This is a genomic window from Blastococcus sp. Marseille-P5729, assembly GCF_900292035.1.
Classification (GTDB): domain Bacteria; phylum Actinomycetota; class Actinomycetes; order Mycobacteriales; family Antricoccaceae; genus Cumulibacter.
This window is the reverse complement of record NZ_OMPO01000002.1, coordinates 248,618-273,811: the sequence shown is the minus strand read 5'-3', so window position 1 is coordinate 273,811 and position 25,194 is coordinate 248,618. Positions and strand designations below refer to the sequence as shown.

The following is a 25,194-nucleotide window of genomic DNA, read 5'->3' as shown; positions in this document are numbered from 1 at the left end:
CGGTGGGCGGCAGCTCCTGGCTGAGGCAGGCGGCCGACCTCGTGCTGCCGGTGCGATGCGTGGGGTGCGGCGTACGAGCGACTGCGTGGTGCCCGCCCTGCCAACGGGAGGCCCTCGACCTGCGGGTGCGCGAGCTGGACGGCGGGCTGCAGGTGGTCGCGGCCAGCAGCTACGACGGCGCCGTCCGGGAGGCGCTCCTGGGTTACAAGGAGCGCGGACGGCGCGACCTCACCGCCGCGCTGGGCCGGCTGCTCGCCGCGTCCGTCACCGCTGCCGAGCACGGCCTGCACGATCCCGTCGTGATCCCGATGCCCAGCTCGTCGCGCGCTGTGCGGCAGCGCGGAGGAGACCACATGCTGCACCTGGTCCGGCGAACGCTGCCCGAACGCGGGGTCGCGACCGCCCTGGGCAGCCGTGCGCAGCGGGATGCCGCCGAGCTGTCGGCGACCGGCAGGCAGCGGGCCCGGCGGGCGGCGATGTACGCCCGCCGTGGGACGCAGCAGCTGGTCGCCGGGCGTGACGTCCTGCTCGTCGATGACATCGTGACAACCGGCGCGACACTGGCCCGGGCGGGGGAGATCGTCATCGCGCTGGGGGCCCGCGGAGTCCGCGCGGCCGTGGTCGCCGAGACCGAGCGGCAAGTGGCTGGGCGGTAAAGCGGAGGCAACCTGCAGGGGATACGGTGGAGACGGGACGGGATCTCTCCCGTCATCGTTGCACCCGTTCAACACCTACGGAGGATCGTCATGGACATCATCGTTCACGGACGCGGCGTCGAGGTACCCGACCATTTCCGGCAGCATGTCGCCGAGAAGCTCGAGCGGCTGGGCCGCTACGACAGCAAGCTGATGACCGTGGACGTCGAGCTCTCGCACGAGAAGAACCGCAAGGGCGATGACATCTCCCAGAAGATCGAGCGGGTCGAGATCACCGTCAAGACCAAGGGTCCGGTGATCCGCTCCGAATCCACCTCCGGCGACTTCTACACCGCGCTGGATGATGCCGCCACAAAGCTGGAGCGGCGGATGCGCAAGGGCGCCGAGCGGCGCCGCAACCACCACGGCCGCAACGGCCAGTCGCTGCGCGACCCGGAGGCCCAGGCGCACGCCGTGTCGGCTGCCTCCGCCGAGATCGATGCGCTGTTGGCCTCCTACGCCGCCGAGCACAACGGCGAGCAGGAGGGCCAGGCCGAGCAGACCCACCTGCCTGGTCAGATCGTCCGCGAGAAGACTCACCCGGGCGAGCCGATGACGGTCGACCAGGCACTGGAGAGGATGGAGCTGGTCGGGCACGACTTCTTCCTGTTCCGTTGCGCCGACTCGGGCAAGCCGACGGTGGTGTACCGCCGGCGCGCCTACGACTACGGCGTGATCCGGCTGGACGACGCGGCACTCGCGCAGTAGCGGGCTGTCGCGCGTTTAGCGCGAACATCACGAGGAGCAGCATCCTTCGCGACGTACGATGGTCGGGCGGCACCCCGCCCGGCCATCGTCGTGCCCGGGGCCGTCCATCTGACGCCAACGAGAGACTGAGACGCACGTGGTACTCGCACGCATCCTCCGCGCCGGTGAGGGCAAGATCCTTCGTCGGCTGCGGACCATCGCCAACGCTGTCGAGGCAATCGAGGACGACTTCACCGACCTGACCGATGCCGAGCTGCGGGCCAAGACCGACGAGTTCCGGGAGCGGCTCGAGGACGGCGAGACCCTCGACGACATCCTGGTCGAGGCCTTCGCGACCGTTCGGGAGGCGGCCACGCGCACGCTGGGCCAGCGTCACTACAACGTGCAGCTGCAGGGCGGCGCCGCCCTGCACCTCGGCAACGTGGCCGAGATGAAGACCGGCGAGGGCAAGACCCTGGTCTCCACCCTCCCGGCCTACCTCAACGCGCTACCGGGGGACGGCGTCCACGTCGTCACCACCAACGACTACCTGGCCAAGCGCGACGCGGAGTGGATGGGCCGCGTCCACAAGTTCCTCGGGCTGACCGTCGGCACGGTGCTGGCCAACGAGCGGCCGGCCCAGCGCCGCGAGTCCTACTCGTGCGACATCACCTACGGCACCAACAACGAGTTCGGCTTCGACTACCTGCGCGACAACATGGCCCACTCGATCGACGGTCTGGTGCAGCGTGGGCACAACTTCGCGATCGTCGACGAGGTCGACTCGATCCTGGTCGACGAGGCGCGTACCCCGCTGATCATCTCCGGCCCTGCCGAGCACTCTCCCCGCTGGTACCTCGAGTTCGCGCGGATCGCTCCGCTGCTGAAGAAGAACCGGCACTACGAGGTCGAGGAAGGCAAGCGCACCGTCGGCATCACCGAGGAGGGCGTGGCCTTCGTCGAGGACCAGCTGGGCATCGAGAACCTCTACGAGTCGGTCAACACCCCCCTCGTCGGCTACCTCAACAACGCCCTGAAGGCCAAGGAGCTGTTCAAGAAGGACAAGGACTACATCGTCAGCGGCGGCGAGGTGCTGATCGTCGACGAGTTCACCGGCCGCGTGCTGCAGGGGCGCCGCTACAACGAGGGCATGCACCAGGCCATCGAGGCCAAGGAGCGGGTCGAGATCAAGCAGGAGAACCAGACTCTTGCGACGATCACGCTGCAGAACTACTTCCGTCTGTACGACAAGCTCGCCGGCATGACCGGCACCGCGCAGACCGAGGCGGCTGAGCTCTCGCAGACCTACAGCCTCGGCGTGGTCCCGATCCCCACCAACAAGCCGATGATGCGTGCCGACCATTCCGACGTCATCTACAAGACCGAGTCGGCCAAGTTCACCGCGGTGGTTGACGACATCGCCGAGGCTCATAAGCAGGGCCAGCCAGTGCTGGTCGGCACGACCAGCGTGGAGAAGTCCGAGCTGCTGAGCAAGATGCTCACCCGCAAGGGGATCCCGCACGAGGTGCTCAACGCCAAGCACCACGAGTCGGAAGCGCAGATCGTGGCCGAGGCGGGCCGGCTCGGGGCGGTCACCGTCGCGACCAACATGGCCGGTCGTGGCACGGACATCAAGCTCGGCGGCGACCCCGAGCACATCGCCGACCGGCGGCTGCGCGACCGCGGCCTGAACCCCACCGACACGCCGGAGGAGTACGAGGAGGCGTGGGAGGACGAGCTCGCGGCCGCCGAGGAGGAGGTCGCGGCCGAGCACCAGCAGGTGATCGATGCCGGCGGACTGTACGTGCTGGGCACCGAGCGGCACGAGTCGCGCCGCATTGACAACCAGCTGCGCGGACGTTCCGGCCGGCAGGGCGACCCCGGCAAGTCACGGTTCTATCTGTCGATGCACGACGACCTCATGCGGCGCTCCAACGGTGAGATGCTCGAGGCGATGCTCAACCGGCTGCGGCTGCCGGACGACGTCCCGATCGAGTCGAAGTGGGCGACTCGCTCGATCCTGTCCGCGCAGACCCAGATCGAGCAGCAGAACCACGAGATCCGCAAGAACGTGCTGAAGTACGACGAGGTGATGAACCAGCAGCGCACGGTCATCTACGCCGAGCGCCGCCGCGTCCTCGAGGGAGAGGACATGCGCCCGCAGATCGAGGGCATGATCGGCGACGTCGTCACCGACTACGTGGAGGCGGCGACGGCCACCGGGTACGCGGAGGACTGGGATCTCGACCAGCTGTGGACGGCGCTGAAGACCCTCTACCCGGTCAAGATCACACAGGACGATGTCATCGAGCACGCCGGCGGGTGGGAGAAGCTCACCGCCAAGGTGCTGCGCGAGGAGATCGTGGCTGATATCGAGGCAGCGTACGACGAGCGTGAGCAGAGTGTCGGCGACGATCAGATGCGCAAGATAGAGCGCGGCGTCGTCCTGTCGGTGCTCGATCGCAAGTGGCGCGAGCACCTGTACGAGATGGACTACCTGCGCGAGGGCATCCACCTGCGCGGACTGGCCCAGCGCGACCCGGTCACCGAGTACAAGCGCGAGGGCTATGAGATGTTCACGACGATGCTGGAGGGCATCAAGGAAGAGTCGGTCGGGTACCTGTTCAACGTAGAGGCTCCCGAGGCACCGGCCGATCCGGCCGCGCCGAAGGTCAGCGTGCAGTCCGCGGCCCAGCTCGCCGGGCAGTCGCCACTGGGCCGGCTCAAGGCCGCGGACGGCGCACAGCAGACCGCAGGCGTGGAGGGCGGTACGTCGCCGGCGAAGACTGCGCCGCGCAAGCCGAGCAAGAAGCGCCGCGTGATCCAGAGCCGCACCGGATCCCCAGCGCAGCAGCAGGCCGCCGTCGCCACTGCCGAGGCCGAGTCCGAGGAGCAGAACCTGGTCTTCTCCGGGCCCGCGGAGGACGGCTCGACCGAGACCCGCCGGGCAGGCGCCGGCCCGGCCAAGAAGTCCGGGCCGAGCCGCAACGGGCCGTGCCCGTGCGGCAGCGGCAAGAAGTACAAGCGCTGCCACGGCGCGGACCCCAAGTAGCAACCGCACCGATATCCGGGCCGGGAACCTCACGTTCCCGGCCCGCGGGGCTCAGCGGTTAGACCAGATGGAGGTACACGCACTGCCACCGGCCGTCGAGCTCGATGAACCGGCCGTTCATGGCCCGGACGTGCGGCCCGTGCTGGATCACGGCCGTGGCCTCCAGGACGCCGGGCCGGACAGTGCACAGGTGCACGGTGCGCACCAGCGGCGGCGCGGCCGGACCGGCAGCTGTACCGCGGCTGGCAATAAGCGCGCGCAGCCATTGCTGGATCGGCAGGGCCAGGTGGCTCGCGAGCTGGTGGGCCGACCGCCGGCCGACCATCACCTCGGCGAGCGCCACGAAGAACCGGCGGGTGAACTGGGTGAGCGTCGGGCCACCGGGACGGTCATCGTCCTTGAGCGGGTCGGCCGGCGCCGCGTCGGCGGAGGGGACCTGGTCGATGTCGTCGATCGTCAGTTGCGGGGGCGGCCCTACGAGCCGCAGCCGGGCGGGTTGCGGAACTGTGAAGGCCTCGGGCTCGGCACGCGGAATCGGCGTGATCAGCACGGGTGCGGTGGTCATGGCGACCTCCTCGTCGGGTCAGCTCGGGTGGGTGGGGATCGTCAGGGTCGTACCGGGATGAAGCAGGTCCGGGTCCGGGCCGACGAGCGCGGCGTTCGCCTGGTAGATCTCATCGACCAGGTAGGCGACCTCCGCGGTGCTCGCTGCGGCGCCGAGATGGGCACGCGCGATCGACCACAGGCTGTCGCCGGGCAGCACTCCGTAGTGGGCATCCACCGAGGGCTCGGCCGGCTCGGGCGGCGTGGTCGTGGCGGGCGCCTCGGGCTCGTCCGCCTGCGGCTGGGCAGTGCTCGAGGGAGCTGAGTCGGCCTCCCGCGGCCAGTCGAAGGCCTCGCTCGAGGCCACGTAGGCCGGGGTGGTGGACGGTGGGACGCCGGCGGGCTGGTGGCTCTGTCCGCACCCGGCGATCGCCAGCGTCCCAATGCCCATGGCGAGGGCGAGGGGACGGCGGAGCCCACCAGGAGTGAGCCTCTGGGACAGACGCTCGGCCCGGCTGTGTGGATGGTGCGCGGAGGCGACGCACAGCGCGATGGCCAACGCCGCCCAGCAGCAGATCCCGACCACCAGGAGCTGGCAGATCGTCAGAACGACGACGTCAGCGCCGAGGACGTCGACCGACCGCTGCGGATTGCGCGCGATCGAGACCAGCAGGCCGGGGCTGGGCGCCAGCAGCCACGCGACGGCGGCGAGCACGCCGAGGGCGCTGGCCACCCTGGTCAGCCGCACGGTCATCGGGAACTCACCTATCTCCTCGATCAGCAATGAATGAGATTAAACAACATCAAACAGCATCAAATGTCAATAAAGTGCGTCAATGTGTGGAAAGTTGACGGGTCGCGTTGCCGTGCGGGAAGGTCGAGGCATGCGTTGGGAGCGGTTACTGGCCGACATCGAGGCGGCCGAGGCGGCGCGGGACCGTGCCGACATGCTGGGTGAGGCGGCCGAGCGCGCCCGGCACGAGACCGGGCAGGTCACGATGGCGGGCAGGCTGCGAGCAGCCGTGGGGACCGTCGTGACGATCGAGGTCGACGGGCCGCAGCGTTGTGCCGGCACGTTGAGTGCGGTGGGCAGCGGGTGGCTGGTGCTGGAGTCAGGACCGGCCAGTTGGCTGATCGCCACTGCCCACGTCGTCCAGGTCGCCGACCTTCCGCGGCCCGCGGCGCCCGGGCTCAATGCGGCTGCCCGCCGGGTCTACGAGGGGCTCGGGCTGCGGCACGCGCTGCGGGGCATCGCGGCGGACCGGTCAGCGGTGCAGATCGGTCTGGGCGGCAACGGCGTCATCGCGGGAACGATCGACCGCGTGGGCGCCGATTTCGTGGATCTTGCGGTACACCCCGTCGGCGAGCCGCGGCGAGCCCGGGATGTGCAGGGCGCGCGTTCGGTACCGATCACCGCGATCCGGTACGTGCGCCGCAGCAGTGCGCAGTAGCTACGTGTCCGCAGACTCGTCCAGCGCGCTCTCGGCGACCAGCTGCTCGGTCCGGGCGTACATCCGCTGGATGTAGGCCTCGAGCTCGGTGGTCTCGACGCGCCACTGACCCCGGCCGCCCACCTTGATCGCCGGCAGCTCGCCGTTGCGCACCAGAGCGTATGCCTGGGCGCTCGAGATGTTGAGAGTGTCGGCGACGTCGGTCAGCTTGAGAAAGCGCGCGGGTGCCATGAGACTCCTCATCGGTCGGCTGTCACCACTGTAGGGCCCCCGGCCAGCGCCGCCGGGGTTGTCCACAGGGTGTGTGCATGTTACTGAACCGAGACCACTGGTCCTTATTCTCACCACGTCCCGGTGCTTTGACGTCCGAGGGAGAAAGCATGACCGCCAGTCGTGTCGCCCCGACAGCCAGTGACCTGCCGCCCTCACCGCCGGCCCGGCGCTCCCGGACCCCGCGATGGCTCGATCTTCGGATGATCATCGGGCTGCTGCTCGTCGCGGCCTGCGTGGTGGCGGGGGCGCGAATCGTCTCGGCGTCCGACGAGACCGTCAAGGTGTGGGCGGTGACTGCGGACCTCGCGGCCGGCACGATGTTGACGGAGTCCGACGTCGAGACGGTCGACGTCCGGCTCGACGACCACGCGGTGATCTACCTGGCGGCCAGCAGCGATCCGGTGGGCAAGACGCTCACCCGGGACGTCGGAGCCGGGGACCTGTTGCCGGTGAAGGCGGTGCAGAACGAGGACGAGCTGGTCTCGCTCGCCTTGAGCATCCCCGCGTCGCACGTCCCGATAACGGTCTCTCGAGGAGACCGCGTCTCGCTGTACGCCACGGCCGCGCCGCCCGCCGGTGCTCAGCAGGAACCCGCCTCGACGAGCCTGGTGGTCGAGTCGGTCACGGTGGCGGAGGTCTCCGAACGCTCTCAGGGCGCGTTGTCGGTCGGCAGCGGCGAGCTCCAGGTCGTTGTCAAGGTCCCCTCCTGTGCCGTGGGTCAGATCCTCGACGGCACCGTGCAGAAGGTGCTGACACTGGTCGAGGTGACCGGCACCACCGCGGCGCCGCCGGTCTGCTGATGGCTGCGATCGGAGTCGTCACGGCGATCGCCAACCCGGCGCTCGAGGCCGTCGTCGTGAGCGCGCTGAGCAGTGAGCCCGAGCGGGTCACGGTGGTGCGCCGGTGCGTGGAGATGGCAGACGTGCTCGCGGTCGCGGCCAGTGGCGCGGCACGCGTCGTGGTGATCGGCGAGGGCTTCGCCGGACTGGACGCCGACCTCGTCGGCACCCTCCTCGGTTACGGCGCCACCCCGGTCGCGATCGGTGATCCCGCGAGCGCCTGGCCGGCGTCCCTGCGGATCCCGGTCGTTCTCGACGCGGCGACACCGGGCCCCGAGCTGGTCGATCAGGTCGCCGCCCTGATCAGTGCCGGCGTGCCGCCGGCGTTGCGTACGCCGCCGCCGGATCGAGCGGGGCGGCCGCGGCCTCGGGGCCGGGTCGTGGGCGTCTGGGGTGCGGCGGGCGCGCCCGGTCGCAGCACGGTCGCGCTGGGCATCGCCGACGAGGCGGCGCGCAGCGGTACGCCGACGTTGCTGATCGACGCAGACGTCTACGGCGGGGCGCTCGCGACCATGCTCGGGCTACTGGACGAGTCACCCGGGGTCGCCGCCGCATGCCGGGCCGCTGGGGCCGGCACGCTCGACGTGGCTGCGCTGGCCCGAACGTGCCTGCAGGGCGGCCCCGCGCCGCGCGTGCTGACCGGCATCTCCCGCAGCGACCGATGGCCCCAGCTGCGCCCCGCCGCCGTCCAGGACGTGCTCGCCCAGGCGCGCGAGCTCGCCGCACTCACCGTCGTGGACTGCGGCTTCTCGATCGAGCAGGACGAGGAGCTGGCCTACGACACCTTCGCGCCCCGACGCAACGGGGCGACCATCGCCGTCCTCGAGCACGCCGACGACGTGCTGGTGGTCACCGGCTGCGACCCGGTGGGTGTCGCTCGCGGTATCCGTGCAGTGCAGGAGCTGCGCGAGCTGCTGCCGGCCTGCACCCCGCGGGTGGTGGTCAACAAGCTGCGCGCGGGGGTCTTCAACGGCGAGCCCACCGCCCAGCTGGAGCAGGCCTTCCAGCGCTTCGCCGGGGTCCCGGTCGCTGCGGTGCTCCCGTGGGATGGCAAAGGCTGCGACACCGCGCTATTGCGCGGACGCATGCTCGCCGAGGTCGCGCCGAGCAGCCCGTTGCGCAAGCAGCTGACCGGATTGGCGCACGCCCTCACGGGATCCCGTCCAGCGCGCGCACGCAAGCGGGAAAGGAGACCGCGCCGCGGGTGAGCCTCTCCCGTAGTCTCAGTGCAGTCCAGCGCGAGAAGGAGGCTCGGTGAGCGAACGGCTCAGCCCGGCGGATGCAGCATTCCTCGACGTCGAGGAGCTCACGACTCCGATGCACGTGGGCACGATCATGATCCTGCAGCCGCCCCGCTCCGGGTTCGACTACGAGCGGATGGCGCGCCTCATCGAGCAGCGCGTCGCGCTGGTCCCGAGATACCGGCAGAAGGTCGTCACGGTGCCCGGCGGCATCTCCGCGCCCCGCTGGGTGGACGACGAGGACTTCGACGTCAGCTTCCATGTGCGGCGCTCGGCGCTGCCCAAGCCCGGGGACGCCGCGGCCCTCACTGAGCTCGCCAGCCGGCTGATGTCACGCCGACTGGACCGCGACCGGCCGCTGTGGGAGATCTACCTGGTCGAGGGCCTGGCCGGCGGCAAGGTCGCGATGATCACCAAGTCGCATTGCGCCATGATCGACTCCGCCGTCGGCATGGAGATCGGCGAGGTGCTGCTGGACCGCAGCCGCATTCCGCGTGCCGAGGTCGAGGACGACTGGAGCCCACGGCCCGAGCCCTCCCGGATGGACCTGCTGCTCGAGATCGCCAAGGAGGCCATCACCTCACCGCTGACCGTCATCGACAACACCCGGACCACGCTCACCAACCTCAAGCAGGCCGGCGAGCGACTGCTGGAGGCCGCGCTCGCCGTCAGCGCCACGGCCCGATGGGTGTTCGACCCTGCGGAAGGCAGTCCACTGAACGTCTCCGTCGGCAGCCAGCGACGGATCGCGCTCACCGACCACCCACTGGAGTCCTTCCGCGAGATCAAGAACATCAGCGACTGCTCGGTCAACGACGTGGTCCTGGCCGTCATCGCAGGCGCCCTGCGCGGCTGGATGACCGCCCGCGGAGAGGTGGTACGTCGCGACACCGTGCTCCGCGCACTGGTGCCGGTGTCGGTGCACGCCTTCGACGAGGACGCCCACTTCGGCTCGACCGACCGCGTGTCGTCGATGACGGTCGAGCTGCCGGTCGGCGAGGACGCGGTGGCGCTGCGGCTGCGCCAGATCTCGTACGCGATGTCGGCGCACGCTACCTCGCGGCGCGCCGTCCCGGCTGACGCGCTGGCGTCTCTGGGCTGGTTCGCGCCGTCCACCTTGCACTCGCTCGGTGCGCGGGTGAGCCGGGATCTGGTCGGGCGCGCGACGAATCTCGTCGTCACCAACGCGCCCGGGCCACAGGAGCCGATGTACGCCGCGGGGGCGAAGCTGGTCGAGGTGTATCCGCTGCTGCCGCTGTCGCACAAGCAGGCGCTCGCGATCGGCGTGACCTCGTACAACGGGCGGGTCTACTTCGGCCTCAACGCCGATCGCGACAGCATGGTCGACCTCGAGGTACTAGCCTCGATGGTCGATGGCGCGCTCGCCGAGCTGCTCGCCGCCGTGAAGAGAGGGAGATGACCGTGCCGCACCGGATCACCGTGTTCGCACCCGCCACCGTAGCGTCGCTCGAGGCGGTCAAGAACGACGAGCTGCGCGATGTCGTGGTCTGCTTCAGCGACCTCCCGAAGTCCGAGTTCTCCGCCGACGACATCGAGCAGGCCGAGTTCGACTCGTTGTGCGACGCGGCTGCGCTGAGCGTGCAGCGCCTGATCGACTCCCAGGAGATGCCGCTGCGCGTCGTCCTCGCCGGTCGCGTCTCGTCGGAGGCTCCGGTGCTCAACGACGAGGGCGACTACGTGATCGACAGGCTGCCGCGCGAGGCCCTCAGCGCGATCTACGTCGATGAGCTCGACGCCTCGAAGGATGTCAACACGCTGCTGACGCTCGTGCGTCAGGGCAAGCAGCCCTCGGACGACCAGTACAGCAAGGTGGAGACCCGCCTGCTGCTGTGGCACGACCCCGCCGAGCTCGACCAGCTCATCGAGGCCTACCCGCACCACCGGTAGGGGCAGCGCACAGATGGCAGGAGTCGATCTGGCCGCCTCCTTCAAGGCGGCGGCGCGCGCGATGCGCGACTCTCGGGTGAACGCGTCGCTGCTGCGCGGTGCCGCGCTGGACATCGAGGCGGACGGCGTGATGGCGCGGCTGCTGCGTGCTGTGCTCGATCGAGGGGAGCGCAACGGGCGGGTACTGCTGCCCGACGAGCTACCGTCGCGGTTCGCGGCGGCCGTGCACGCACTTGCACTGACCGGCAGCAGGGAGCTCGCTGCCATGTACCCGAGCACCGGGGGCCACGGCAACCTGCACGAGATCTGGCCGGTCGCCCGGGACGTCGTCGCCGAGCGAGCTGGCGAGATCATCGCCCGGATGATCCGCCCGGGACGCCGCAGCGACCCCGCCCGCGGGGCGATGCTGCTTGCGGCGCTGGCGTACGTCGGGCAGTCCAGCGGCCAGCCGGTGCGCATCTTCGACGTCGGCGCCGGGCCGGGGTTCGCGCTGGCGGCCCCGATGTTCCGCCAGGACTTCTTCGGCCACTCGGTCGGGCCCGCCGACAGCGCCGTGTACCTCGGCCACCCCTGGGCGGTGGCGCCGCAGGTCGACCACCAGGACATCCCGCCGATCCTGGCAGCGACCGGGTGCGACCTCGTAGGTTTTGATCCGAGCAGCTCCGCCGACCGCGCTGAGCTACTGGCTTGGGCCGGGCCGGACACGCCGTCCGAGCTCGAGAGGATCTCGCAGGCCATCGCCGCGGTCGATCGGGCCGGCATCCAGGTGGAGCAGATGGCCTCGTCGGTGTGGCTGCCCCGGGGGATCTCGTGGCCGCGTACCGACGCGGCGTCCGTCGTGTGGCACAGCGACGTCGTCCTTGAGATGGCGGTGCCCGAACGGACCGAGCTGGCCACCGAGATCCTGGGGGCTGCCGGTCGCGCCACCGACGCGGCCCCGCTGCACGTGATCAGTTTCGAGCCCGCGGGCGCCCAGCGACTGCTGTACGACGACCCCGTCGGTGCATCCCTGCGCCGCGGCGCCGCCCGCATCGACCCGCACCGCTTCGAGCTGCGGCTGGACAGCTGGCCGTCGCGGACGTCGGTGCTGCTGGCCTCCGCCGAGCCGTCGGGCCAGAACGCCCACTGGATAGGGAGCATGCATGACTAGCGGGGCAGCGCGAACCAGGCCGGTGCTGGTGTACGACGGAGACTGCGGGATCTGCACGAAGTGCGTCGGGTTCGTCGAGCGGCATCTCACTGCCGAGCTGGACATCGTCGCCTTTCAGCACGCCGACCTCGACAGCCTCGGACTGACGGTGAAGGAGTGCGAGGAGGCCGTGCAGTGGGTCGAGCCCGACGGGCGCGTGACCTCGGCGCACATCGCGGTCGGTGACCTGCTGAGGGCCACCGGGCTCAGGTGGCGGCCGCTCGCCTTCCTCGCGCAGACGCCGCCGTTCTCCTGGGTAGCCTCAGTCGTCTATAAGTGGATCGCCCGCAACCGCGACCGACTCCCCGGCGGTACCCCGGCGTGCGCGATGCCGGCGCACCTGCGCCCCGGCGCCGCCAGCGCCACCGCTCCGCGCACGTCCGAGGCCGACGGGTCCCCCGCCAGCTGATCCCGTTCTGCGGGGGACGTCGGAGGGACGGCGCAGGAACACCTCCCACGGGAGGATCGCCAGGACGGCGACGCAGTGCGGCAGGAAGATGATCGTCACCGAGGCGAACACCGAGAGGTGGAAGGCCAGCAGCCCGCAGACCAGCAGGATCCGTGCCTTGGGCGAGCGGCACAGCAGCATCAGCGGCGACAGGGCCTCGAGGATGATGATCGCGTGCTGGGCCGCGACCAGCATCCACGGGTAGTCGAGCACCCATTCGACCAGCGGCGTGCCGCGGCGGATGAACGCCCGGGTGAGGGTGGCGCCGGTGGGCCAGTCCCAGCCGCCGAAACGGATCTTGGCGATCGTCGACAGGAAGTAGGTCAGCATCACCGCCACGAAGACCGTCTGCAGCGCGAACCCGGCCGCCTCGGTCTTGCGCCGATCACCCCAGCGGGCGGTCCCGGCGGTCGGCAGCACGGCCAGCAGCACCAGGTAGGCGAACCGGTCGTGATCGACCTTGCCGTAGGACATCCCGACGATCATCCACAGCAGGTACAGGACGGCGACCGCGGTTCCGGTGATCCGGGGGCGCCAGCCCGTCGCCGCGATCAGCGCCGCCGCCACCAACAGCCACTGCAAGGTCGTCACATAGGCGAAGCTCGGGTGCGGGAGGAACAGCAGCTCGGCGATGTGCAGCGGCCGGTAGAGACTCTGGGGTGCATTGGCCTTCTGCGCCACCCAGGCCGTGGTCAGGAACATGTCGACCAGCACGAACAGGTACGCGACCACGCGCATGACCGCCACTCGGTGCAGCGGTAGCGGCTCGAACAGCCAGCCCATCACCCCGGAGCGGCGCTCGATGGCGGTCTGCGGTGGGGTGCTCATGGCTGTTTCCACACCGCCTCGATGCGGTCCTCGTACTCTCCAGTCTCCTTGCCGTCCCTCAGCTGGTAGACCCGGACGACGACCTGCAGCTCGACCAGCTGCGGCAGGTCGGGGTTGTTGACCGCATAACGCTGCGCCATCTCCTCCATGAGCTCGGGCTCGTCCTTCATCCGCGGGAGCGAGCCCTCCAGCTCGGCGCGGCGCAGGCCCAGCGAGCCGGCGCTGATCGGGACCGTCTCGCCCTGGCTGGTAACCCCTTCGAGACGCAGCGAGTTGACCGTGCCGTCGGGGGCGTTGCGGGTGGCATACATGCGGAACGGGCCGAAGGGGAAGTCCGAGTCGGAGCCAAAGAAGGTCCCGTACAGCAGCAGCAGTAATGCCAGCGAGGACAGGGCGAGACGGGTGGCGACCCCCCTGCGGCTCAGGCTGGCCTGCGGCGGCGTACGCGGCGGGGACGTGGTCTGGGACAAGGGCGGACTCTCTGCGGTGCTGGGGGTGCGCGGTGCCAGGACAGTGTGCCACCCGACGGACGCCCGGGGAACGGCCGGGGAGCGGTCCCGGCAACACCCCGGGGTCGGTCTGGGTGGGTCCGCCCATGTCGTTTTGGGCACGGTTGCACGGGAATTGTGGTGAGAGCCGGTACCGTGTTAACGAAGTGACACCTGTGGCGTGTGTGGTGACTCATTCGCGCCGATCTTCCCCCGGAGTCCCACGAGTCGGAGACAGCACCATGAACGTCAAGAAGATCGTCGGCCTGCTGCTGGTCGCCTTCGTCATCTTCTACGTCCTGAGCTTCCCGCAGGAATCCTCGAGCATCGTCCGCTCGGCGGTCTCGGGACTGGGTGACGCCGCGAGCAACTTCGCGGACTTCGTCAGGTCGGTCTTCGCCTAGGGCGCGACGAGACGCAGCCATGCCGGCCACCATCGACCGCAGCCAGCAGGTGATCGCGCGGGGTCTGGGCGACCCCGCGCCCTATCTGCTGCCTGAGGAGACCGTCGTCGTCGGCGTCCGTAGACACATCATGGTGATGGCCGCGGCGTTCCTGGAGACTCTGGGCTTCATTGCGGGCGCCTTCATGATCCAGCTGCTCGTGCCGTACGTGCCGACCGTAGAGGCGATCACCCTGCTGATCGTGCTCGGTGCGCTCGTGCGGCTGGCGTACCTGGTTCTCGAGTGGCGGATGGAACGGTTCGTCATCACCACCCAACGCGCGCTGCTGGTCCACGGCGTCATCACCCGCCACGTCGCCGCGATGCCGCTGCGCAAGGTCACCGACCTCACCTTCGAGAAGCCGCTCATCGGGCAGATCTTCGGCTACGGGACCTTCGTGGTGGAATCGGCCGGTCAGGACCAGGCGATGTCGCGCATCGAGTTCCTACCGCATGCCAACCGGCTGTACCTGAAGGTCTCGGACCTGCTGTTCGGCGGATCCAGCCCGGTCATCGAGCCGGATCTGCTGACCGACCCGCCGGTCGACCATCCTCAGGGCGACCTGGACGACCTCGCCCGGACCGACCCCGACCTGGGGACCCGGCTCGCCGGGATGGACCTCGAACCCTTTCCGCCCGAGGACGGGCCGGTGACGGGCCGGCTCGTCGTACCAGCCGGCCCGCACGCCGACAGCATCATCCACGAGCCGTCGGACGCCGGACGCCGCCTCAAGCAGCGGCTCGCGGGTGTGAACGGCCGCGGCACGAGACGGGCTGGCGCACCGCCAGCGGACGGTCCGATCCGCGACCACCGACCGCTCTGAGCACCCGATCCGCAAGGCACGCGGCCGACCTCCGGCCGGAGTCGATCACCGCGGGATAACGTGGACCGGTGCGCTCCACCCTTGCCCCTCGTTCCTCGGCGGCCCGCCTGGCAACAACGATCGTCGCGACGCTGGCACTCCTGCTGCTCGCCCGCGGGCCGGCCATCGCGGATCCGGCGACCGAGGCCGACGCGGCCGGTGCCGCCTTCGGCAACGGTGAGCACGTCTACGTCTCTCCCGAGTCCGGGCAGCAGGTCGATGTCGCGGCCGTGACCGGCGAGATCGGCGAGGACCCGCTCTACATCGCCGTGGTCGCGCCCAACACCCCTCCCGCCGACGTCCTCACCCAGCTGCAGAACAGCCTGCAGCAGAAGGGGACCTTCGTGGTCGTCTCGGGCACCGAGCAGATCGCGCAGTCGAACGTCATCTGCTCGGACCGCGCGCAGCCCCTGCTCGACGAGGCTGCCGAGGAGCAGGCGGACACGCGATCCGGAGGCGACCTGAGCGCCTTCCTCCTCGCCTACGTCGACAAGGTCGCGGACGCGCCCGACGCGAACGACGCCGACTGCGCGGACGCCGAGGGTGGCGGGAGTGGCTTCGGCAGCGCGATCCCGTGGATCCTCGGCGCGTTGCTGATCGGTGCCGGCGGCGGGTACCTGTGGCTGCGCAACCGGCAGAAGGCACGCTCGACGCGGCATGCGGCTCGCCGCGAGGAGGTCACCGGGGCGCTGGACGCGCTGGCCCGTGACATCGACACCGTGGGCGAAGGCGGTGGCCCGCATGTCCAGCATGCGCTGAGTGACGCGCGCGAACGTCACATCGCGGCGGCCGACATCCTCGCAGATGCGGACTCGGACGCCGACTTCGACGCCGCGATGCGCGCGACGCGCGAAGGTACGCACGCGGCGCACTACGCCCGAAAGCGCGCCGGTCTGCCGACGAGCGCTCCGCGTGAGGTCGAGCGGGCGCGTGGAGAGCGGGCCGGCTCCCAACGGGCCGTGGTGATCGGCGACCAGACGGTTCAGGTCTACCCCGACTACCGACCCGGTGCCCAGTACTTCTCCCCTGGTGGACGGGACTTTCCCGCCGGCTGGTACACCGCTCAGATCGACGAGGGCGAGCTGCTCGGCTCGATCACGGAGGACGATTGAGCGCCGCGGAGCAGCTCGGCCTGGACGGGATGCCGGCGCCGCTGCGTCAGGTGACGCCAGCCAAGCTGGACACCTTCGACTCCTGCCCGCGTCGGTTCCGCTATGCCTACCTCGACCGGCCGACGCCTGCCCGTGGGGCACCATGGGCGCACACGGGCATCGGGTCCGCCGTGCACGCTGCGCTCCGCGCTATCTGGGATACCCCGCCGTCGCGACGCAGCGTGGAGTCCGTCATCGCGGACCTGCGGGCGATGTGGCCCGCGGCGGGCTTTCGAGACGCGGCGCAGTCGCAACGCGCGCTCCGGATCGTCTCGGGCCAGCTCGCGCAGTACGTCGCTGAGCAGGTCGATCTGCGCACCCAGCCCAGAGGCATCGAGCGCACGGTCGGAGCGCCGTACGGTGACCTGGCGATCTCGGGGCGCATCGACCGCGTCGACGAGCTGGACGACGGCTCGCTGGTCGTCATCGACTACAAGACCGGCCGGGCGGTGCCCACCGATCACGAGGCGCGGGCGTCGATGCAGCTCGCGGTCTACGCGGTGGCGGTGGAGCGTACCTTCCGAGCGCGCTGCGCGCGGGTCGAGCTGCATCACATCCCGTCCGGCACGATAGCCGCCGCGGAGATCACCAGCGAGACGCGCCAACGGCAGATGCGGCGCGCGGCGAGCACCGCCGACGACATGGACCGGGCACGGCGCGAGCTCGCGGCCGGCGCCGACCCCGACGTCGCCTACCCGGCGCGGGTCAGCCCCGCGTGCGGGCACTGCGACTTCTGGGCGCACTGCCGGGAAGGCCGCCAGATCCGGTTGAAGGATCCGTGGTTCGCCGTCCCAGGCGAGAACGCCACGATGCCGACCGAGCGTCCCACGTAGGCTGGCACGATGCGTAGGCCCCTGATGTCCTCTCGTCTCGAGGGATTCACCTCGACGATCTTCGCCGAGATGTCGGCACTCGCGGTGCAGACCGGCTCGATCAACCTCGGACAGGGCTTCCCGGACGTAGACGGTCCCGCGCTGGTGCGTGACGCCGCCAAGGCGGCCATCGACGCAGGCGCGAACCAGTACCCGCCCGGTCCGGGCGTGCCCTCGTTGCTGGCCGCCGTGGCCGAGCACCAGACTCGCTTCTACGGCCTCGAGCCCGACCCGTCGACCGAGGTGCTGATCACCACGGGTGCGACCGAGGCGATCGCCGCCGCGATGCTCGGGCTGCTGGAGCCGGGGGATGAGGTCGTCGTCCTGGAGCCCTACTACGACTCGTACGCCGCGACCATCTCGATGGCCGGGGCGACCCGCAGGCCGGTCACCCTGCAGGCGCCCCACTTCGCGCTGCCTCGCGAGCAGCTCGCGACCGCCATCACGGATCGCACCCGGCTGATCCTGCTCAACACGCCGCACAATCCGACCGGCGCCGTGCTTGGAGCCGAGGATCTGCGGTATGTCGCGGATCTCGCCATCGCCCACGACCTGCTCGTCGTCACCGACGAGGTGTACGAGCACATGCTCTACGACGGCCTGGCACACGTCCCGATCGCCACCCTGCCTGGGATGTGGGAGCGCACGCTGACCATCTCCTCGGCTGGCAAGACCTTTGCGCTCACCGGATGGAAGATCGGCTGGTGCACCGGGCCGGCGGACCTCGTTGCCGCGGTGCGGGCAGCGAAGCAGTTTCTCACTTACGTCAGCGGCGCACCGTTCCAGCCCGCGATCGCCGAGGGGCTGGCGATGCCGCGTTCGTTCTTCGAGAGCATCGCGAGTGATCTTCAGCGCAAGCGGGACCGGCTGCGGGCGGGTCTTGAGAACGCCGGCTTTGCGGTCAACGAGTGTCGTGGAACCTACTTTCTGTCGGCAGATGCGCGAAGCGTCGGGTATGAGGACGGCTTGGGCCTCTGCCGTGACCTGCCGGAGCGCTGCGGCGTGGTGGCGGTGCCGATGTCTGTCTTTTACGACAACGTCGAGTACGGGCAGCACCTGGTGCGCTTCGCCTTCTGCAAGAAGGACGACGTCCTGGACGAGGCCGGCGAGCGCTTGGCGAGCCTGGCGCGCTGATCTGCTCAGGCAGGGTAGTCGGTCCAGAACCGAACCAGCTCGGCTGCCGTGTCGACGGGATTCTCGATGGCGGGGGAGTGCAGCGCGCTCTCGATGATGACCTCGCGCGCGCCGAGCCGCAGCGCCATGTCGGACTGCGCCTCCGGGGACCAGGCGTTGTCGTCGCGACCGTACAGCACCATCAGCGGGAGCTGGGTGGCGCGCAGCTGCTCGGTCCGGTCCGGCTCGGTGAGCATGGTGGCGCCCATGTGTTCGAGGGCGTGCGGGGAGCTCGACACGAACCGGTCCCGCAGGAACGCGCGCAGTGGCTCCTGCGGCGGGTTCCAGGTGGGGTCCTTCGCCAGGGCGTCCTGCCCTGCGTCGTAGATCCGTGCCAGGCCCATGGAGTGCAGGTGCGGCTGGGACGCCTCGATGATGGACCGGCGGGGGCCGGGTGGCAGCTCGCTGGGCCCGGAGGACATCAGCGTGAGCGTCGCGAACGCGTCCGGCTGGCTAATGGCCGCGGCCCGGGAGACCAGCCCGCCGAATGAGTGGCCGACCAGATGCAGCCGGGAGCCAAGCTGCGCGGCAACGGCGAGCAGGTCTGCCCCCAGCTCCTGAATGGAGTAGGCCGCGGGATCAGGAGTGCCCGGAGAGTGGTATTGCCCGCGCTGGTCCATCGCCACTGTGCGCAATCCCTTGTCCGCGAGAGGATCGAGCAGGGGAGCGAAGTCCTCCTTGCTGCCCGTGTAGCCCGGTACGAGCAGCACGGTGGCGATCGGGTCACCACTCGGCAGGGCATCGAGAACGGCGAAGCTGCCGCGCTCAGTAGTGACCGTTCGGGCGACGGCGTTGTGCGGCGTGGTCTGACGGGCGATCTGGGGGGCGTCCACGCGCCCATCTTGCCGCATGGGACTCAGCGCAGGACGGTGAGGCTGGGCTCGTCCCGGATCGCCACGAGCGGTCCGTGCACGGTCAGCTCGGCACCGGCCGGAAGCGGCTCGGGAAGCGCGATGGTGCGCAGCAGCGCGCCGTCGTCAGCGGCGCGCACCTCGATTCCCGCGGTTGTGGGGACATAGAGGCTCGTCACCGAGTAGGACGCCGGCGCCACCCCCGGGGTGCTCCACGCGACGCTCGCAAGATCCGGGCCTAGTCCGGCAGTGACCTGGGGGTCGGTGAGCACGACCGATCCACGCGTCGTGATCAGGCGAGTCTGCTCGGACATGGGAGGAAGGCCCGGGATCGGGACGGCCGTCTGAGCCGCCGGCGGGACAGCGAGTATGGCGCCGTCCGTCGCGCGCAGGAATGCGGTGCCGTCCTGGGTGGCGTCCACCAGATCGAGCTCGCCGTCGCCGGACAGGAACGTGCGGCCGACCTCCCGCGGCTTGCCGTCGGACTCGACGTTGACGATCAGCTGCTCCTGCCAGGGTGAGTCAGCGTCCGCTCTGCAGCGCTGCAGGGTGACCACGCTCGCGTGCCCGGCCGCGTCCAGGTGCTCGCACTGGCTCATCTCGACCGAGGCGGTCTGACCGGTCGTCGTGTCCACGGTGAACCGCTCGGAGCCCTGATTGATCTCGTAGCTGATCATCTTGCGCGGGTCGAGAGAGATGAATCCGCCATCGGTCCAGATGATCTCGTTGGCGCTGTGGGCTTCGATGGTGCGCTGCCACTGCCGGGCGCCGGAGCCGGGCGACAGCGAGATCGCCTGATCGCAGCGGTCTCCGGTGGGGTAGACCAGCACGATCCGGTCGGCCGTCGCGTGGTGCGCACACGTCTTGGAGTCCTCGCGCATGTAGCGCCAGATCTCCTCGCCGGACGCCGGGTCGCGCCCGATGACTCCGCCTGGCTGAAGGTCCGCGACGACCGGGCCGGCGAGCTGGCCGTTCGTATCGAACGAGCCGATCGGTGAGACGGACTGCGCCGGCGGTGTCTGGTCGGCCGGACGCGGCGGCTGGGCGAGGGTGTGCGTGGTCGCGGAGTAGGAACCCCGGGCAAGTGTGATGCCGACTGCCCCGGCGAGCACCGCGAGCGCCGCCAGCCAGCCGATCAGCCGGAACCACCACGGGCGCGGCGTACGGCGCGGGCGGTCAGGCCGCTCAGTGGGCAGCGTCATGGGTGCAGGACGGCGCCGCGGTCAGGAGTCCGCGCTCGGGGCCTGCTCGGTGGGCGCGGTACCGCTCTGCGTGGCGCTGCTGTCGCCGGCGCCGGACTGGCCGCCGCCCGAACCGCGACGTCCGCGGGAGCGGCGGCGCCGCTTGCGTGGCTGGCTCTGGCGCTCGCCGTCCGAACCGCTCCGGGAGTCCTGGGAGTCCTGGGCGGCCTGCCGGTCTGCCGCACTCGGTGCGGTGCCGGCAGCGCCGTCCTGCGCGGGGGTCGAGCGGTTGGCGCCGCGGGTGCGCCGCCGCGGAGCACCCGAGCGAGGCTTGCGCGGACGCTCGCCCGTTTCGTCGCGATCGCGCCCGCTGCGACCGGGACGGCGACGCTCGCCGAGGTCCTCGATCTGCTCGGCGTCGAGGCCCTCGCGAGTGCGCTGGCTGCGGGGGAGCCTCCCGGTCGCCGATTCGGGGATGCCGAGCTCCTCGTAGAGGTGCGTGGAGGTGGAGTAGGTCTCGGCGGGCTCCGGGATGCCGAGGTCGAGCAGCTTGTCGATCAGCGTCCAGCGCGGCAGGTCGTCCCAGTCGACGAGGGTGATCGCGATGCCTTCCTTGCCCGCGCGCCCGGTGCGGCCGATGCGGTGCACGTAGGTCTTCTCGTCCTCGGGCGTCTGGTAGTTGATCACATGGGACACGCCGGTGATGTCCAGGCCGCGGGCGGCGACGTCGGTCGCCACGAGGACGTCGACCTTGCCGGAGCGGAAGGCCCGCAGCGCCTGCTCGCGCGCACCCTGACCGAGATCGCCGTGTACGGCCGCGGCCGCGAAACCGCGCGACTCCAGCTCGTCGGCGACGTTCTGGGCGGTCCGCTTCGTGCGGGTGAAGATCAATGTCAGCTCGCGACCGGGGGTCTGTAGCACCCGCGCCAGCAGCTCGGGCTTGTCGAGCGCGTGCGCCCGGTACACGATCTGGCGGATCGTGGGCGCGGTCTGCGTGTCGTCGTGCGACTCGGCGCGAATGTGCGTCGGCTGGGTCATGAACTGCCGGGCGAGGGTAACGATCGGCCCGGGCATGGTCGCTGAGAACAGCATCGTCTGGCGTTGGTCCGGAACCATCCGCAGGATCTTCTCGATGTCCGGCAGGAATCCGAGGTCGAGCATCTCGTCGGCCTCGTCCAGCACCAGGATCTTCACCTTGCCGAGCACCAGCTTGGCCTGCTCGGCGAGGTCGATCAGCCGTCCGGGGGTGCCGACGATGACGTCGACGCCCTTCTCCAGGGCGGCGACCTGCGGCTCGTAGGCGCGGCCGCCGTAGATGGCCTCGACGCGGATCCGCCGTTCACTGCCGGCCTGCTTGATGTCGCGGGCGACCTGCACGCACAGCTCGCGGGTGGGGACGACGACCAGTGCCTGCGGGGTGCCGTCGGCGCCCTCGTCCTCGCTGCGGACCTGCTCGAGCAGGGGGACGCCGAAGCCGAGGGTCTTCCCAGTGCCGGTGCGGGCCTGTCCGATGAGATCGTGACCGCTCATCGCGATCTGTAGGGTCATCTGCTGGATCGGGAAGGTGCGTACGATGCCGATCTTCTCCAGGGCCGCCACTGTCTCGGCGCGGGCACCCATCTCGGCGAACGTCGGCTGCACGGGGGCGGCGTCCGGCTCGGGGACGTCGAGGGTCTCCTCGGCGATGTCCTCGACGTGCAGGTCGGTGGCCGGCTGGCCGCTGCTCTGGTCGGTGGTGGCCTGATCGGCGTGGGTGTCGGTCAACGGGTGTCCTTCGTGTCGTGGCTTCAGCACGCACGGACACCGGTGGTGTGTCGAGGAGCGGATGGTGACCGCTCGACTCGGGTCAGCGATGCGCCAGGCTCGTCCCGGCGCGAGTGCCCGCGCACCTCAATGCATGAAGTCTAGCGCGCGGGCCGCCTGGCTCAGTCCGTTGCGGTGAATCCCACTCGCCGCGCGTCGCCCTCGCCGACCTCGACGTAGGCGATCCGCCCGACCGGCACCAGGTACTGACGACCCCGCTTGTCGGCGAGCTCGAGGACGTTGTCGTCGTCGCGCAGCGCCTCGAGGATCTTGGCGCGGACCTCCTCGGCGTCCTGCTTGGTGTCCAGGGAGATCTCACGAGGGGAGTGGGTGATTCCGATCTTGATTTCCACGATGCTCCTATGCGTGCTCCGTCGTTGCCGGAGCGGGGTTGGTTACTTGGTGGACGGGAAGGCGGTCAGGCCGCGCCAGAGCAAGGCCGTCATCAGCTCGATGGCCTCGTCGCGGCTGATCTGGTCGCGGCTGGCCAACCACGCGCTGGCGCTGGCGATGCTGACTCCGACGAGCCCGACCGCGAGCAGCCGGGCCTTGGCCAGGCCGAGGTCGGTGTCTCCGGCGATGGCCTGGGCGATCGCATCGACGCAGGCGTCCTGGGCGCCGGCCACCCGTTCGCCGACCTGGCGGTCGTTGCGCAGGTCGGACTCGAACACCAGGCGGTAGCCCTGGCTGCCGGAGTCGACGAACTCGAAGTACGAGGCCACCGCGGCGCGCACCCGTTGCTTGTTGTCGCCGGTCTCGCGCATCGACGCCTCGATCCGGCCGACGAGGTCGGTGATGTGCAGGTCGAGAAGTGCCAGATACAGCTCGAGCTTCCCCGGGAAATGCTGGTACAGCACCGGCTTGCTCACCCCGGCGCGCTCGGCGATGTCATCCATCGCGGCCTGGTGGTAACCCGCGGACACGAAGATCTCCCGGGCGGCGTCCAACAACTGCTTACGCCGCTCCGATCGCGGCATCCTGCCCTTCGCCGGCGCACCGTTCGCGGACATCGTCGACGCTGGGTCCTGCTCCCCCTGGTTCGCGACCGCGCTGGTGTCCTGCTCGCTGGTCATCGCGCTCCCCTCGACCGATACCGCTGACCGCATCTCCCGACCTCTCAGCCTACTGATGGGTACCCGACCGGCGGGCGACGGGCCGAGAACCCACGGGCCTCGGTGCCGACTGGACTGCTTCCTCACATCAACGGCGGTATCCTGAACGATGCGCTTCACCGGATTTGTTCCCGGTCGGGCCACCGATCTGTTGCCGACCGGGCGAGCGCGACGCCCTGGACCCAAGGATGACCAACCGTGCCTGAGAATCTCATCGACTACCGCACCCGCACCGAGCCGTGGCCGGGACGCTTCCACCGGCTCACCGTGCAGACGCCGCGGGGGGAGCGCGTGGCGACCCTGCATGCCAGGCACACCGACGGCCCGGACGACGCCCCGGTGCTTCTGCACGTGCACGGTCTCGGGGGTTCGGCATCCAACTGGACCGACCTGGCGACGTCGCTGCGGGGCCGGTTCCGTTCCATCGCCCTGGATCTGCCCGGGTGGGGTCTGTCCGACCCGGCGCCGGACGGCGACTACTCGATCGCCGCGGCGGCTCGTTGGGTGAGCGCGGCGATCGAGGCGCTGGTGCCGTCGCAGCGGGTGCACCTGGTCGGCAACTCGCTCGGCGGGCTGATCTCGATCCGGGTGGCGGCGCAGCGACCCGAGCAGGTCGCCACCCTCAGCCTCGTCTCTCCGGCGGTACCCGGCTTCGAGGCTACGACCGACGCCGATCCGCGGATGGCGCTGCTGGCGCTGCCCTATATCGGCTCACGCATCCAGCAGCGAATCAACGACGTGGACTTCCTGTCCCGCGCGCGGATGTCGGCCGAGCTGTGTTTCGCCGACCCCGAGAGCATTCCCGAGTACCGGCTCGAGCAGCAGGCGGAGGAGATCGCGGCGCGTGCCGGCTTCCCCTGGGCCGTTCCGGCCTTCTCCGGCAGCCTGCGCTCCATCGTTGCGGTGCACCTGCACCGCAAGAAGGACAACCCATGGCGGCTTGCCGCCGGCCTGCCGATGCCGACGGCGGTCATCTGGGGTGACAAGGACCGCCTCGTGCCGGTCAAGCGCGCTCCGAAGCTCGCCGGCGTCATCCCCGACGCGCGGCTGCACGTCTTCGAGAACGTGGGACATACCGCACAGCTTGAGGTGCCCGAGGCCACTGCTGAGGCAGTGTTGTCTCTCGTGAACGAAAGTGAGCGCGACAACGCCTCGGCGGCCTGAGGTCCCGATGACCGACGACCAGGAGTATCGGCCGCGCCATCTCGCGCCGGACGACGTCGCGCCGGACGACGTCGCGTCGGACGTCGACGCGCCGGCTCCAGCCGCCCGTCGCCGGCCCGAGCGCGTTAGTCGGTTCATCGCCCGGCATGGCTGGCGCGCGCTGGCGCTGCCGGTCCTGACCGGTCTCGCCGTGCTCGCGCTGGTCGTCGCGGTCGCCAACCCTCCGCAGCCCGCGGGGGGCGAGATCGCGACGGCCGGGTTCGGAGGCGCCACGGCGGCGCCGTCCGACTCGTCGGCACCGAGCAGTGCCACTACCGAGGGTGAGCCGGGGGCAACCGACACGCCGGCCGCGCCGACCTCGTCGTTCGTGCAGGCCGGCGACAGCTCCCTGAACGTGGTGCCCGGGCAGAGCGCAGTGCTCGGCACCGGCGGGCCGGTACTCACCTTCGACGTCGAGGTCGAGGGCGGAATCGGCGTCGACGGCGCCCAGTTCGCAGCGGAGGTCGAGCAGATCCTCGGTGATCCCCGCTCGTGGGGGGCGGGCGGCCAGATGAGCTTCCAGCGCGTCAGCAGCGGGGACGTCGACTTCCACGTCGCCCTGGTGAGCCCCGATCACGTCGAGGGCCTCTGCCCGGGATACAACACCAACGGCTTCACCTCGTGTCGGTACGGCGATCGAGCCGTCATCAACCTGGCCCGGTGGTCGATCGGGGTGACCGACTACGAGGGATACCTCGAGGATTACCGCCAGTACGTCGTCAACCACGAGGTCGGGCACTACCTCGGGCACACCCACGTCGAGTGCCCGGCACCCGGCGCGAAGGCGCCGGTCATGATGCAGCAGACGCTCGGAGTGCTCCCGTGCGCGATCAACGCCTGGCCCTACCCGAACGGTCCGGCGGACAACCCGACCGCTCCGGCATAGCCTGAGCCGCAGGAG

26 protein-coding genes and 1 pseudogene are annotated in these 25,194 nt (G+C 70.2%); 17 read left to right on the top strand and 10 right to left on the bottom strand.

Going from position 1 to position 25,194, the window contains the following annotated elements; all coding sequences use genetic code 11:
• The first annotated feature begins 2 nt into the window (after window positions 1-2).
• From DAA40_RS09850 to secA, 3 genes are all read left to right on the top strand, one after another.
• Window positions 3-656: a ComF family protein gene (locus DAA40_RS09850; protein WP_158716358.1), complete on the top strand. Its 654-nt coding sequence runs from the start codon at window positions 3-5 to the stop codon at window positions 654-656.
• A 90-nt stretch (window positions 657-746) separates the two neighbouring features.
• Window positions 747-1,403, top strand: a complete 657-nt coding sequence (gene hpf / locus DAA40_RS09845) for a ribosome hibernation-promoting factor, HPF/YfiA family (protein WP_106849560.1) — start codon at window positions 747-749, stop codon at window positions 1,401-1,403.
• Window positions 1,404-1,539: 136 nt separating this feature from the next.
• Window positions 1,540-4,434, top strand: a complete 2,895-nt coding sequence (secA, locus tag DAA40_RS09840) for a preprotein translocase subunit SecA (RefSeq protein WP_106849559.1) — start codon at window positions 1,540-1,542, stop codon at window positions 4,432-4,434.
• Window positions 4,435-4,492: 58 nt separating this feature from the next.
• Here secA and DAA40_RS09835 read toward each other — a convergent pair whose 3' ends face one another.
• Entirely contained in the window at window positions 4,493-4,999 is a 507-nt protein-coding gene (locus tag DAA40_RS09835; RefSeq protein WP_106849558.1) for an Rv3235 family protein, read from the bottom strand.
• 18 nt (window positions 5,000-5,017) lie between these two features.
• A complete protein-coding gene (locus DAA40_RS09830) occupies window positions 5,018-5,761 on the bottom strand; it encodes a LysM peptidoglycan-binding domain-containing protein (protein WP_106849557.1) in 744 nt (247 codons plus the stop codon).
• Between the two features lie 100 nt (window positions 5,762-5,861).
• On the opposite strand from DAA40_RS09830, the gene DAA40_RS09825 reads away from it, so the two are divergent.
• The gene (locus tag DAA40_RS09825) at window positions 5,862-6,428 is read left to right on the top strand and encodes a hypothetical protein (RefSeq protein WP_106849556.1); all 567 of its coding nucleotides are present in this window, start codon (window positions 5,862-5,864) and stop codon (window positions 6,426-6,428) included.
• Here the strand turns inward: DAA40_RS09825 and DAA40_RS09820 are convergent, their stop codons facing one another.
• Entirely contained in the window at window positions 6,429-6,659 is a 231-nt protein-coding gene (locus DAA40_RS09820; protein WP_106849555.1) for a helix-turn-helix domain-containing protein, read from the bottom strand.
• A gap of 149 nt (window positions 6,660-6,808) precedes the next feature.
• Here DAA40_RS09820 and DAA40_RS09815 point away from each other — a divergent pair, with 149 nt between their 5' ends.
• The 6 genes and pseudogenes from DAA40_RS09815 to DAA40_RS17030 form a co-directional block, all read left to right on the top strand.
• A complete protein-coding gene (locus DAA40_RS09815; RefSeq protein ID WP_158716357.1) occupies window positions 6,809-7,501 on the top strand; it encodes an SAF domain-containing protein in 693 nt (230 codons plus the stop codon).
• Window positions 7,501-8,748 carry a chromosome partitioning protein gene (locus tag DAA40_RS09810; RefSeq protein WP_158716356.1) on the top strand — a complete coding sequence of 416 codons (1,248 nt, stop codon included), beginning with the start codon at window positions 7,501-7,503 and terminating at the stop codon, window positions 8,746-8,748. Before DAA40_RS09815 ends, DAA40_RS09810 begins: the two co-directional genes overlap by 1 nt.
• A gap of 46 nt (window positions 8,749-8,794) precedes the next feature.
• Window positions 8,795-10,201 (top strand): wax ester/triacylglycerol synthase family O-acyltransferase, encoded by a 1,407-nt coding sequence (locus DAA40_RS09805; RefSeq protein WP_106849552.1) that lies wholly within the window; start codon window positions 8,795-8,797, stop codon window positions 10,199-10,201.
• Window positions 10,198-10,689, top strand: a complete 492-nt coding sequence (locus tag DAA40_RS09800; RefSeq protein ID WP_158716355.1) for a hypothetical protein — start codon at window positions 10,198-10,200, stop codon at window positions 10,687-10,689. Before DAA40_RS09805 ends, DAA40_RS09800 begins: the two co-directional genes overlap by 4 nt.
• Before the next feature lie 13 nt (window positions 10,690-10,702).
• Entirely contained in the window at window positions 10,703-11,839 is a 1,137-nt protein-coding gene (locus tag DAA40_RS09795; RefSeq protein WP_106849550.1) for a DUF2332 family protein, read from the top strand.
• Window positions 11,832-12,128: pseudogene (locus DAA40_RS17030) on the top strand (thiol-disulfide oxidoreductase DCC family protein); the annotation flags it as partial. The gene DAA40_RS09795 and the pseudogene DAA40_RS17030, both read left to right, overlap by 8 nt.
• Before the next feature lie 12 nt (window positions 12,129-12,140).
• On the opposite strand, the gene DAA40_RS16675 reads toward DAA40_RS17030, so the two are convergent.
• Entirely contained in the window at window positions 12,141-13,154 is a 1,014-nt protein-coding gene (locus DAA40_RS16675; protein WP_234356329.1) for an MFS transporter permease, read from the bottom strand.
• The gene (locus DAA40_RS09785) at window positions 13,151-13,624 is read right to left on the bottom strand and encodes a hypothetical protein (RefSeq protein WP_106849548.1); all 474 of its coding nucleotides are present in this window, start codon (window positions 13,622-13,624) and stop codon (window positions 13,151-13,153) included. The genes DAA40_RS16675 and DAA40_RS09785 overlap by 4 nt, the downstream gene beginning before the upstream one ends.
• A gap of 260 nt (window positions 13,625-13,884) precedes the next feature.
• Between DAA40_RS09785 and DAA40_RS16435 the strand changes: the two genes are divergently transcribed.
• The 5 genes from DAA40_RS16435 to DAA40_RS09765 all read left to right on the top strand — a co-directional run bounded on the left by DAA40_RS16435 (window position 13,885) and on the right by DAA40_RS09765 (window position 18,104).
• Entirely contained in the window at window positions 13,885-14,046 is a 162-nt protein-coding gene (locus DAA40_RS16435; protein ID WP_199849690.1) for a hypothetical protein, read from the top strand.
• Window positions 14,047-14,065: 19 nt separating this feature from the next.
• Window positions 14,066-14,908 (top strand): PH domain-containing protein, encoded by an 843-nt coding sequence (locus DAA40_RS09780; RefSeq protein ID WP_106849547.1) that lies wholly within the window; start codon window positions 14,066-14,068, stop codon window positions 14,906-14,908.
• Between the two features lie 68 nt (window positions 14,909-14,976).
• On the top strand, window positions 14,977-16,059 hold the full coding sequence (locus DAA40_RS09775; protein WP_106849546.1) for a hypothetical protein: 1,083 nt from the start codon (window positions 14,977-14,979) through the stop codon (window positions 16,057-16,059).
• A complete protein-coding gene (locus tag DAA40_RS09770) occupies window positions 16,056-16,931 on the top strand; it encodes a PD-(D/E)XK nuclease family protein (RefSeq protein ID WP_199849689.1) in 876 nt (291 codons plus the stop codon). Before DAA40_RS09775 ends, DAA40_RS09770 begins: the two co-directional genes overlap by 4 nt.
• Window positions 16,932-16,940: 9 nt before the next feature.
• Window positions 16,941-18,104 (top strand): pyridoxal phosphate-dependent aminotransferase, encoded by a 1,164-nt coding sequence (locus DAA40_RS09765; protein WP_106849545.1) that lies wholly within the window; start codon window positions 16,941-16,943, stop codon window positions 18,102-18,104.
• A gap of 5 nt (window positions 18,105-18,109) precedes the next feature.
• On the opposite strand, the gene DAA40_RS09760 is transcribed toward DAA40_RS09765, so the two are convergent.
• From DAA40_RS09760 to DAA40_RS09735, 5 genes are all read right to left on the bottom strand, one after another.
• Window positions 18,110-18,976, bottom strand: a complete 867-nt coding sequence (locus DAA40_RS09760) for an alpha/beta fold hydrolase (RefSeq protein WP_158716354.1) — start codon at window positions 18,974-18,976, stop codon at window positions 18,110-18,112.
• 23 nt (window positions 18,977-18,999) lie between these two features.
• Window positions 19,000-20,196 (bottom strand): hypothetical protein, encoded by a 1,197-nt coding sequence (locus DAA40_RS09755; RefSeq protein WP_106849543.1) that lies wholly within the window; start codon window positions 20,194-20,196, stop codon window positions 19,000-19,002.
• A 21-nt stretch (window positions 20,197-20,217) separates the two neighbouring features.
• Complete coding sequence (locus DAA40_RS09750; protein WP_234356328.1) at window positions 20,218-21,939, bottom strand: DEAD/DEAH box helicase; 1,722 nt, start codon at window positions 21,937-21,939, stop codon at window positions 20,218-20,220.
• A gap of 161 nt (window positions 21,940-22,100) precedes the next feature.
• Window positions 22,101-22,331, bottom strand: a complete 231-nt coding sequence (locus DAA40_RS09740; RefSeq protein ID WP_106849542.1) for a DUF3107 domain-containing protein — start codon at window positions 22,329-22,331, stop codon at window positions 22,101-22,103.
• 42 nt (window positions 22,332-22,373) lie between these two features.
• Window positions 22,374-23,051, bottom strand: a complete 678-nt coding sequence (locus tag DAA40_RS09735) for a TetR/AcrR family transcriptional regulator (RefSeq protein WP_234356327.1) — start codon at window positions 23,049-23,051, stop codon at window positions 22,374-22,376.
• Between the two features lie 237 nt (window positions 23,052-23,288).
• Here DAA40_RS09735 and DAA40_RS09730 point away from each other — a divergent pair, with 237 nt between their 5' ends.
• Window positions 23,289-24,254, top strand: a complete 966-nt coding sequence (locus DAA40_RS09730; RefSeq protein ID WP_106849540.1) for an alpha/beta fold hydrolase — start codon at window positions 23,289-23,291, stop codon at window positions 24,252-24,254.
• A gap of 7 nt (window positions 24,255-24,261) precedes the next feature.
• Complete coding sequence (locus tag DAA40_RS09725) at window positions 24,262-25,179, top strand: DUF3152 domain-containing protein (RefSeq protein ID WP_106849539.1); 918 nt, start codon at window positions 24,262-24,264, stop codon at window positions 25,177-25,179.
• Window positions 25,180-25,194: the final 15 nt, after the last annotated feature.

What these genes read in the sequence shown, in the direction of transcription:
- hpf (WP_106849560.1), top strand. Translation starts at nt 747, where the DNA reads ATGGACATCATCGTTCACGGACGCGGCGTCGAGGTACCCGACCATTTC.
- DAA40_RS09835 (WP_106849558.1), bottom strand. Translation starts at nt 4,999, where the DNA reads ATGACCACCGCACCCGTGCTGATCACGCCGATTCCGCGTGCCGAGCCC.
- DAA40_RS09825 (WP_106849556.1), top strand. Translation starts at nt 5,862, where the DNA reads ATGCGTTGGGAGCGGTTACTGGCCGACATCGAGGCGGCCGAGGCGGCG.
- DAA40_RS09820 (WP_106849555.1), bottom strand. Translation starts at nt 6,659, where the DNA reads ATGGCACCCGCGCGCTTTCTCAAGCTGACCGACGTCGCCGACACTCTC.
- DAA40_RS09815 (WP_158716357.1), top strand. Translation starts at nt 6,809, where the DNA reads ATGACCGCCAGTCGTGTCGCCCCGACAGCCAGTGACCTGCCGCCCTCA.
- DAA40_RS09810 (WP_158716356.1), top strand. Translation starts at nt 7,501, where the DNA reads ATGGCTGCGATCGGAGTCGTCACGGCGATCGCCAACCCGGCGCTCGAG.
- DAA40_RS09800 (WP_158716355.1), top strand. Translation starts at nt 10,198, where the DNA reads ATGACCGTGCCGCACCGGATCACCGTGTTCGCACCCGCCACCGTAGCG.
- DAA40_RS09795 (WP_106849550.1), top strand. Translation starts at nt 10,703, where the DNA reads ATGGCAGGAGTCGATCTGGCCGCCTCCTTCAAGGCGGCGGCGCGCGCG.
- DAA40_RS16675 (WP_234356329.1), bottom strand. Translation starts at nt 13,154, where the DNA reads ATGAGCACCCCACCGCAGACCGCCATCGAGCGCCGCTCCGGGGTGATG.
- DAA40_RS16435 (WP_199849690.1), top strand. Translation starts at nt 13,885, where the DNA reads ATGAACGTCAAGAAGATCGTCGGCCTGCTGCTGGTCGCCTTCGTCATC.
- DAA40_RS09780 (WP_106849547.1), top strand. Translation starts at nt 14,066, where the DNA reads ATGCCGGCCACCATCGACCGCAGCCAGCAGGTGATCGCGCGGGGTCTG.
- DAA40_RS09765 (WP_106849545.1), top strand. Translation starts at nt 16,941, where the DNA reads ATGCGTAGGCCCCTGATGTCCTCTCGTCTCGAGGGATTCACCTCGACG.
- DAA40_RS09755 (WP_106849543.1), bottom strand. Translation starts at nt 20,196, where the DNA reads ATGACGCTGCCCACTGAGCGGCCTGACCGCCCGCGCCGTACGCCGCGC.
- DAA40_RS09735 (WP_234356327.1), bottom strand. Translation starts at nt 23,051, where the DNA reads ATGACCAGCGAGCAGGACACCAGCGCGGTCGCGAACCAGGGGGAGCAG.
- DAA40_RS09725 (WP_106849539.1), top strand. Translation starts at nt 24,262, where the DNA reads ATGACCGACGACCAGGAGTATCGGCCGCGCCATCTCGCGCCGGACGAC.